Below are 3786 nucleotides of genomic sequence, written 5' to 3'. Positions count from 1 at the left end.
GCACGAACACCCCGAGGCCGACGGAGACCAGGCCGCTGATGACGACGACCCAGCGATCCGAGCCGAAGTGGCCGGACATGAAGATGCGGATGATTCCGGTGGCCAGGAACAGCGAGCCGGCGAGCAGGGTCAGTGCCAGTGCCCCGACCACCGGGTTGCGCAGGATGAACAGGCCCAGCACGGCGAGAACGCCACCACCCAGGGCGACCGACCAAGACCCGCCGGACCTGATCCGGACCAGCGCCCCGACGAGCATGCCGATGCCGGAGAAGAACGCCACCCAGCCGAGAAGAAGCACCGAGATCGCCGTGGCGATCGCGACGTCGCCGAGCACGAACGACCCAGCCAAGATCAGGAGCACCCCGACGAGCACATCCCACCCGGTGCGGCGCCGTTGCACCACCTCCGGTGGGTCGGTCGACTCCGCCGGCGCAGCGGCGGTTCGGGGCGTGGAAGCTTCCGGCTCGGTGGTCATGTCAACTCCAAACGTCGGCGGCGTGCCCCGGCCGGCCGCGCACCGACACGGCCGCGACCCGGCTCACCAGGCTGCCGATGCAGATCCCCACAGCGAGTGTGACCAGGGAGGTAGCCACCTGCACGGCCAAGGATTCGTCGGTGAGGAACGGCCACAACCCGCCGATGACGGTGGTCAGGCCGACGATCCAGCCGAAGAACACCAGTGGACGCGGCGTGGAGCGCAGGAGCAGGTGGACAAGACCGGTTGCGGCCAGAGCCACGACCGCCGCCCCGACCGCGAACCCCAGGAAGGTCACCGGTACACCGCTGCGCACCCCGACCACCTCCGTCTCGAACAGCCCGCGGGAGATCAGCACGCCGACGATCGCGACGAGGGCGGCGACCAGCGCACTGGCTCCACCACCGGCCCACAGTCGCCGCGCGTCGACAATCGGGCCCGAGGCGGACGCGAACGCATCGGACTGCGGCCCGCCCGCTGATGGTGGGCCGTTTCGCGGGATGCTCATGCGCTTCCTTCCAGCTCTCCTGCGCGCCAGCGTGGACCCGTGGGGTCGATGCCGCCTCGTCCGATGCGGACGATTGATCCGCACACCACTGTGTGACGGTCCGCGACCGTGGCGTGGCCGGTCGAATCGTCCGTCGAGGACGATGGCTGCCACCGGTGTCACGCGCGAAGGTGTGCTCCATGGGTGATCGGCGCGCCGACGGTCCCGATGACAAGTGAGGGGGCGCGATGAGTCCCGCCGCAATCAGCCTGGTCATCCTGGGCGTCGTCATCGTGGTCTTCGTCTGGAACCGGTTGCCGGTCGGTGTCGTGGCGATCCTCGCCGCCCTGGCGCTCTACGCCACCGGACTGCTCGGCGCCGATGACGTGCTCGCCGGCTTCGGCGACCCCGTCGTCATCTTCATCGCGTCTCTGTTCGTGGTCAGCGAGGGCATCGACGCGACCGGGGTGACGACCTGGGTGGGGCAGGCGCTGACCGGCCGCGCCGGCAGCGGGCGTTCACGACTGCTGGTCGTGGTGATGCTGCTCGGCGCGGCGCTCACCGCATTGATCACCCCGAACGGTTCGGTCGCCGCGCTGCTGCCGATGGTCGTCGTGGTCGCGCTGCGTACCGCGATGTCGCCCTCGCAGCTGCTGTTACCGCTGGCCTTTGCGGCGCACGCAGGCTCGCTGCTCATCCTGACCGGCAGTCCGGTCAACGTCATCGTGTCCGACGCGGCCCGCGACGCCAGCGGGGAAGGCTTCGGGTTCTTCTCCTACGCCGCCGTCGGACTACCTCTGGTCGTCGGCACGATCGCGCTCACGGTGTTGCTCGGTGCACGAGTGCTACCGCATCGCACGTCGCGGACCCTTCCCCCGGACCTCGGCCGGCACGCCGAGACCCTCGCCGGGCACTACCGGCTGGACAACGGTTTCTACCGCTTGCGCGTACGCGCGGGATCACCCCTGATCGGCACCTCGCCCACCGCGCTGGACCTGTCGGGGTACCCCGGGGTCGACCTGATCGGCGCGCAGACCGACGCGCCGGCTCCCACGATGGTGCGCACCGCACTGAGCGCCGACGACGTGCTCGTCGTCAGCGGCCCCTCCCCGGCGGTGAGCCGGTTCGTGGTGGACCAGGGCATGGCGGTCGGCATGCAGCCGATGACCGGCGAAGCCGGCGACCCGCTGATCAGCCGGGAGTTCGGCGTGGTGGAAGTTGTCGTGCCACCCCGCTCCGTGCTGGTCGGCGAGACGGTGTTTCCCGGCATGCGGCGCGGGACCGACCTGGTGATCCTCGCGGTGCAGCGCCGCGGTCGCGACTGCGGACCGCGGTCGATCGAGCTGACCGAGGGCGACTCGCTCCTCCTGCACGGCGCCTGGCCGGAGATCGAGGCACTCTTCAACGACCGTACGATTCTCGTGGTCGACTCTCCGGACCTGGTACGCCGGCAGACGCTGCCGCTGGGTCCCGGGGCCAAGCGCGCCCTGGCCGTGCTCGCCGGCATGGTCGTCCTGCTCGCCACCGGCGCGGTCCCGCCGGCGATCGCCGGCCTGCTGGCCGCCACCGCCATGGTGCTGCTGCGTGTCGTGTCCGCGCCGCAGGCGTACCGGGCGGTGTCCTGGCAGACCATCGTTCTGGTCGGCGGGCTGATCCCGCTGTCCACGGCCATCGCCGAGACCGGCGCCGCCGACCTGGTCGCCGGAATCCTGCTCGACGTGGTCGGCTCCGGCAGCCCGTACCTGCTCATGGCCGGCCTGTTCCTGCTCACCGCGATGCTGGGGCAGGTGATCAGCAATACCGCCACAGTGCTCATCGTGGTGCCGATCGCGGTCAGCGCCGCGGGGGAGACCGGTGTCTCGGTGCATGCCATCCTCATGCTGGTCGCGGTGGCCGGCGCGGCCTCGTTGCTCACCCCGATCGCGACCCCGGCCAACATGATGGTGATGGGGCCGGGTGGATACCGGTTCGGCGACTACTGGAAGCTCGGACTGCCCCTGATGGCGTTGTGGCTCGCCGTCTCCTTGCTGGTCATTCCTCTGGTGTGGGGGTTCTGATGGGCCCTGCCGTCGATGTCCGGCTCAACCCGGAGCCGACGACCGATCCGCAGCCGGCCACATGACCGCCAGCGTGCCGCCGGAGCGAGCCTTGGTGTTGCTGCGCCGCTTCGAACCGGTGGTGCGGTTCACTGCCGGGGAACTGTTCCTGCCGTCGCCGGTCGATGATTTCGTGGCAGGCAGCGCGCTGGTCCGCGGCGGACACAAGACGAGCACCGAGCTGGCTCCGGCCGGCAGTCTCGGCCTGGACTCGCTGGCCGAGCTGGGCCGCCGCCACGCCGCGGATGCGCTGTCGCTGCGGCGGGTGGCCGATCCGTTGAACAGCAAGGCGTACCGGTCCTGGCGCCGCAGCCGGCCGCCGTTCCGGGCCTCCAGCCGGTTCGCGGTCGTGGGGTTGCCCAGCCGGCTCGTCGACGCGGGCGTGCGCTTAACGCTCATCCTGCGCGGGACGGTGCCCGGCGGCTTCACCGCCGCGGCACACCGGGCGTACGCGTGCTCCGATCAGACGCCGACCTACTACGGCCGAGCCATGCGCGACGGCGGGTATCTGGTGCTGCAGTACTGGTTCTACTACTGGATGAACGACTGGCGATCGTCCTTCGGCGGCGTCAACGACCACGAGGGAGATTGGGAACAGGTCACCATTTTCCTCACCGACGCGGAGGCGGCGCCCACGCCGCGCTGGGTCGCGTATTCGGCCCATGACACCGTCGGTGACGACCTCCGGCGACGCTGGGACGATCCGGACCTCACCATGGTTGGCGAGC

4 protein-coding genes are annotated in these 3786 nt (G+C 70.3%); 2 read left to right on the top strand and 2 right to left on the bottom strand.

Features of this window, described 5'->3' with window-relative positions:
- A partial coding sequence (locus AB0M20_RS31560; protein WP_364303979.1) for a DUF308 domain-containing protein occupies positions 1–475 on the bottom strand: 475 nt, incomplete at its 3' end.
- Between the two features lies 1 nt (position 476).
- Positions 477–983 carry a DUF6069 family protein gene (locus tag AB0M20_RS31555; protein WP_364303978.1) on the bottom strand — a complete coding sequence of 169 codons (507 nt, stop codon included), beginning with the start codon at positions 981–983 and terminating at the stop codon, positions 477–479.
- 227 nt (positions 984–1210) lie between these two features.
- Between AB0M20_RS31555 and AB0M20_RS31550 the strand changes: the two genes are divergently transcribed.
- Both AB0M20_RS31550 and AB0M20_RS31545 read left to right on the top strand, forming a co-directional pair.
- Positions 1211–3019 carry an SLC13 family permease gene (locus AB0M20_RS31550; RefSeq protein WP_364303977.1) on the top strand — a complete coding sequence of 603 codons (1809 nt, stop codon included), beginning with the start codon at positions 1211–1213 and terminating at the stop codon, positions 3017–3019.
- Between the two features lie 61 nt (positions 3020–3080).
- Positions 3081–3786: NPP1 family protein (locus tag AB0M20_RS31545; RefSeq protein ID WP_364303976.1), on the top strand; the 706-nt coding region annotated here is incomplete at its 3' end.

Source organism: Actinoplanes sp. NPDC051633, from assembly GCF_040681735.1.
Taxonomy (GTDB): Bacteria; Actinomycetota; Actinomycetes; order Mycobacteriales; family Micromonosporaceae; genus Actinoplanes.
This window is presented reverse-complemented; position numbering and strand designations above follow the sequence as displayed.

What these genes read in the sequence shown, in the direction of transcription:
- AB0M20_RS31555 (WP_364303978.1), bottom strand. Translation starts at nt 983, where the DNA reads ATGAGCATCCCGCGAAACGGCCCACCATCAGCGGGCGGGCCGCAGTCC.
- AB0M20_RS31550 (WP_364303977.1), top strand. Translation starts at nt 1,211, where the DNA reads ATGAGTCCCGCCGCAATCAGCCTGGTCATCCTGGGCGTCGTCATCGTG.